General features: G+C 54.4%; 3 rRNA genes. All 3 read left to right on the forward strand.

What is annotated here, in order from left to right:
* Nucleotides 1-144 precede the first annotated feature (144 nt).
* The 3 genes from CUR96_RS14910 to rrf all read left to right on the forward strand — a co-directional run bounded on the left by CUR96_RS14910 (nucleotide 145) and on the right by rrf (nucleotide 5,448).
* Nucleotides 145-1,667, forward strand: a 16S ribosomal RNA gene (locus CUR96_RS14910).
* Nucleotides 1,668-2,117: 450 nt separating this feature from the next.
* Nucleotides 2,118-5,221, forward strand: a 23S ribosomal RNA gene (locus CUR96_RS14915).
* Nucleotides 5,222-5,331: 110 nt separating this feature from the next.
* A 5S ribosomal RNA gene (rrf, locus tag CUR96_RS14920) occupies nucleotides 5,332-5,448 on the forward strand.
* The 16S, 23S and 5S rRNA genes sit together here, the layout of an rRNA operon.
* The last annotated feature ends 5 nt before the right edge of the window (nucleotides 5,449-5,453 follow it).

Raw genomic sequence — 5,453 nt, forward strand, 5'->3', positions numbered from 1 at the left:
GTGGGGGTGAGAATTCCTTTGGATCAAAGACCAATCCCCTTTGTTGGGGGTTGGCATTCGGATGAAGTCAGCAATGAATTTGTCTCTTTGGTCGGTATCAAACTCGCTGCGTCACCGTTTTCCCGGTGGGGTATGCAATTTCTTTTTATGGAGAGTTTGATCCTGGCTCAGGATGAACGCTGGCGGCGTGCTTAACACATGCAAGTCGAACGGTGAAGCCCAGCTTGCTGGGTGGATCAGTGGCGAACGGGTGAGTAACACGTGAGCAACCTGCCCCTGACTCTGGGATAAGCGCTGGAAACGGCGTCTAATACTGGATACGAGCCGGAACCGCATGGTTACTGGTTGGAAAGATTTTTCGGTTGGGGATGGGCTCGCGGCCTATCAGCTTGTTGGTGAGGTAATGGCTCACCAAGGCGTCGACGGGTAGCCGGCCTGAGAGGGTGACCGGCCACACTGGGACTGAGACACGGCCCAGACTCCTACGGGAGGCAGCAGTGGGGAATATTGCACAATGGGCGGAAGCCTGATGCAGCAACGCCGCGTGAGGGATGACGGCCTTCGGGTTGTAAACCTCTTTTAGCAGGGAAGAAGCGAAAGTGACGGTACCTGCAGAAAAAGCGCCGGCTAACTACGTGCCAGCAGCCGCGGTAATACGTAGGGCGCAAGCGTTATCCGGAATTATTGGGCGTAAAGAGCTCGTAGGCGGTTTGTCGCGTCTGCTGTGAAATCTGGGGGCTCAACCCCCAGCCTGCAGTGGGTACGGGCAGACTAGAGTGCGGTAGGGGAGATTGGAATTCCTGGTGTAGCGGTGGAATGCGCAGATATCAGGAGGAACACCGATGGCGAAGGCAGATCTCTGGGCCGTAACTGACGCTGAGGAGCGAAAGGGTGGGGAGCAAACAGGCTTAGATACCCTGGTAGTCCACCCCGTAAACGTTGGGAACTAGTTGTGGGGTCCATTCCACGGATTCCGTGACGCAGCTAACGCATTAAGTTCCCCGCCTGGGGAGTACGGCCGCAAGGCTAAAACTCAAAGGAATTGACGGGGACCCGCACAAGCGGCGGAGCATGCGGATTAATTCGATGCAACGCGAAGAACCTTACCAAGGCTTGACATATACGAGAACGGGCCAGAAATGGTCAACTCTTTGGACACTCGTAAACAGGTGGTGCATGGTTGTCGTCAGCTCGTGTCGTGAGATGTTGGGTTAAGTCCCGCAACGAGCGCAACCCTCGTTCTATGTTGCCAGCACGTAATGGTGGGAACTCATGGGATACTGCCGGGGTCAACTCGGAGGAAGGTGGGGATGACGTCAAATCATCATGCCCCTTATGTCTTGGGCTTCACGCATGCTACAATGGCCGGTACAAAGGGCTGCAATACCGCGAGGTGGAGCGAATCCCAAAAAGCCGGTCCCAGTTCGGATTGAGGTCTGCAACTCGACCTCATGAAGTCGGAGTCGCTAGTAATCGCAGATCAGCAACGCTGCGGTGAATACGTTCCCGGGTCTTGTACACACCGCCCGTCAAGTCATGAAAGTCGGTAACACCTGAAGCCGGTGGCCTAACCCTTGTGGAGGGAGCCGTCGAAGGTGGGATCGGTAATTAGGACTAAGTCGTAACAAGGTAGCCGTACCGGAAGGTGCGGCTGGATCACCTCCTTTCTAAGGAGCATCTGACACCCGTTGTTCATTGAACTGCGCGGTGTCCAGAACCCAGATCGAAGGCGTATGTTCTTCGCTGGGAGCTCATGGGTGGAACATTTGACATGGTGTGAAGGATGTTGTTCTTCTTTAGTACGTCGGGTTTTCGGATCTGGTTGGAACGGGGAGGGTGGCGGATGTCGCATCTGCACGCTGTTGGGTCCTGAGGGACCGGATGCGCACTGGCCTTTGGGTCGAGTGCACAGTCGGTTACTCTGGGCCTCTTTCTGTTTCCCCCTGTGTGGGGGTTGTGGATGGGGGTACCGCCCGTACTTTGAGAACTACACAGTGGACGCGAGCATCTTGCAGCTGATCTTCGGATCGGTTGCACAAGATGATCTTAAAGATCATTAGTCAATTTCAGATCCAGTTTTAGTGACTGGGTCGAGTTTTTGATTCAAACTCATGTGATTTCAAGTCTTTAAGAGCAAACGGTGGATGCCTTGGCATCTGGAGCCGAAGAAGGACGTAGCAATCTGCGATAAGCCTCGGGGAACTGATAAGCAAGTTTTGATCCGAGGGTGTCCGAATGGGGAAACCCCGCTGGGCGGCGTGCCGACCTAGTGACTCCCGCCTGAATATATAGGGCGGGTAGAGGGAACGTGGGGAAGTGAAACATCTCAGTACCCACAGGAAGAGAAAGCAACCGCGATTCCGTTAGTAGTGGCGAGCGAAACCGGAACAGGCTAAACCTAGCGTGTGTGATAGCCGGCAGGTGTTGCACGTTGGGGGTTGTGGGACTTTTCAGTCATTTCTGCCGAGATGGCGGCGTTACAAGAAGGTATAGACGAACGGTCTTGAAAGGCCGGTCATAGAGGGTGCCAACCCCGTAGTCGAAATGCTTCTCTTGGCGCGAAGAGTATCCCAAGTAGCACGGGGCCCGAGAAATCCCGTGTGAATCTGTCAGGACCACCTGATAAGCCTAAATACTCCCAGATGACCGATAGCGGACAAGTACCGTGAGGGAAAGGTGAAAAGTACCCCGGGAGGGGAGTGAAATAGTACCTGAAACCGTTTGCTTACAAACCGTTGGAGCCTCCTTAGTAGGGGTGACAGCGTGCCTTTTGAAGAATGAGCCTGCGAGTTAGCGATATGTGGCGAGGTTAACCCGTGAGGGGTAGCCGTAGCGAAAGCGAGTCTGAATAGGGCGATTCAGTCGCATGTCCTAGACCCGAAGCGAAGTGATCTATCCATGGCCAGGTTGAAGCGACGGTAAGACGTCGTGGAGGACCGAACCCACTTAGGTTGAAAACTGAGGGGATGAGCTGTGGATAGGGGTGAAAGGCCAATCAAACTTCGTGATAGCTGGTTCTCTCCGAAATGCATTTAGGTGCAGCGTTGCGTGTTTCTTGCCGGAGGTAGAGCTACTGGATGGCCGATGGGCCCTACAAGGTTACTGACGTCAGCCAAACTCCGAATGCCGGTAAGTGAGAGCGCAGCAGTGAGACTGTGGGGGATAAGCTTCATAGTCGAGAGGGAAACAACCCAGACCACCAACTAAGGTCCCAAAGCGCGTGCTAAGTGGGAAAGGATGTGGAGTTGCTGTGACAACCAGGAGGTTGGCTTAGAAGCAGCCACCCTTGAAAGAGTGCGTAATAGCTCACTGGTCAAGTGATTCCGCGCCGACAATGTAACGGGGCTCAAGCACGCCACCGAAGTTGTGGCATTGACATTATTGGTAGGCCTTCGTGGTCCAGCCGTGTTGATGGGTAGGAGAGCGTCGTGTGGCCAGCGAAGCGGCGGTGTGAACCAGCCGTGGAGGCTACACGAGTGAGAATGCAGGCATGAGTAGCGAATGACGTGTGAGAAACACGTCCTCCGAAAGACCAAGGGTTCCAGGGTCAAGCTAATCTTCCCTGGGTAAGTCGGGACCTAAGGCGAGGCCGACAGGCGTAGTCGATGGACAACGGGTTGATATTCCCGTACCGGCGAAGAACCGCCCAAGCTAATCCAGTAGTGCTAAGTGTCTGAATCCCAGTGACTGATCCCTTCGGGGTGACGCTCTGGGCCTAGCGCACGACCCCATGCTGGTGCGGTTAGCGTATTAACAGGTGTGACGCAGGAAGGTAGTCCAGCCGGGCGATGGTAGTCCTGGTGCAAGTGCGTAGGCCGAGTCGTAGGCAAATCCGCGACTCACATAGGCTGAGACACGATGCGGATAAAAAGTGGATGATCCTATGCTGCCAAGAAAAGCATCGACGCGAGGTTCAAGCCGCCCGTACCCCAAACCGACTCAGGTGGTCAGGTAGAGAATACCAAGGAGATCGAGAGAATCGTGGTTAAGGAACTCGGCAAAATGCCCCCGTAACTTCGGGAGAAGGGGGGCCTTCGGCGTATAGGGATTTACTCCCAAAAGCGTTTGGAGGCCGCAGAGACTAGTGGGTAGCGACTGTTTACTAAAAACACAGGTCCGTGCCAAGTCGCAAGACGATGTATACGGACTGACGCCTGCCCGGTGCTGGAAGGTTAAGAGGACCGGTTAGCCGCAAGGCGAAGCTGAGAATTTAAGCCCCAGTAAACGGCGGTGGTAACTATAACCATCCTAAGGTAGCGAAATTCCTTGTCGGGTAAGTTCCGACCTGCACGAATGGCGTAACGACTTCCCAACTGTCTCAACCGCGAACTCGGCGAAATTGCATTACGAGTAAAGATGCTCGTTACGCGCAGCAGGACGGAAAGACCCCGTGACCTTTACTATAGCTTTGTATTGGTGTTCGGTGTGGCTTGTGTAGGATAGGTGGGAGACTTTGAAGCGTGGACGCTAGTTCATGTGGAGTCATTGTTGAAATACCACTCTGGTCACTCTGGATATCTAACTTCGAACCGTAATCCGGTTCAGGGACAGTGCATGGTGGGTAGTTTAACTGGGGCGGTTGCCTCCCAAAAAGTAACGGAGGCGCCCAAAGGTTCCCTCAACCTGGTTGGTAATCAGGTGTCGAGTGTAAGTGCACAAGGGAGCTTGACTGTGAGACTGACAGGTCGAGCAGGGACGAAAGTCGGGACTAGTGATCCGGCAGTGGCTTGTGGAAGCGCTGTCGCTCAACGGATAAAAGGTACCTCGGGGATAACAGGCTGATCTTGCCCAAGAGTCCATATCGACGGCATGGTTTGGCACCTCGATGTCGGCTCGTCGCATCCTGGGGCTGGAGTAGGTCCCAAGGGTTGGGCTGTTCGCCCATTAAAGCGGTACGCGAGCTGGGTTTAGAACGTCGTGAGACAGTTCGGTCCCTATCCGCTGCGCGCGTAGGAAGTTTGAGAGGATCTGACCCTAGTACGAGAGGACCGGGTTGGACGAACCTCTGGTGTGTCAGTTGTTCCGCCAGGAGCACCGCTGATTAGCTACGTTCGGGATGGATAACCGCTGAAAGCATCTAAGCGGGAAGCCGGCCTCAAGATGAGACTTCCATACCTTCGGGTGAGAGGCTCCCAGCCAGACTACTGGGTTGATAGGCCAGATGTGGAAGCACGGTAACGTGTGCAGCTGACTGGTACTAATAAGCCGATGACTTGATAACACACCGTTTGTTGGTGCTACGCGTCCACTGAGTGGTTCTCGATGTACGGTCGAGAACCGCATGACAACATTGACTTTGTTATGTGTATTTGATTGAAACATCTATAGTGTTTCGGCGGCCATAGCGTGAGGGAAACGCCCGGTTACATTCCGAACCCGGAAGCTAAGCCTCACAGCGCCGATGGTACTGCAGGGGGGACCCTGTGGGAGAGTAGGACACCGCCGGACTTCTT

It is taken from the genome of Microbacterium aurantiacum, from assembly GCF_002872075.1.
In the GTDB taxonomy this organism is placed as follows: Bacteria; Actinomycetota; Actinomycetes; order Actinomycetales; family Microbacteriaceae; genus Microbacterium; species Microbacterium aurantiacum_A.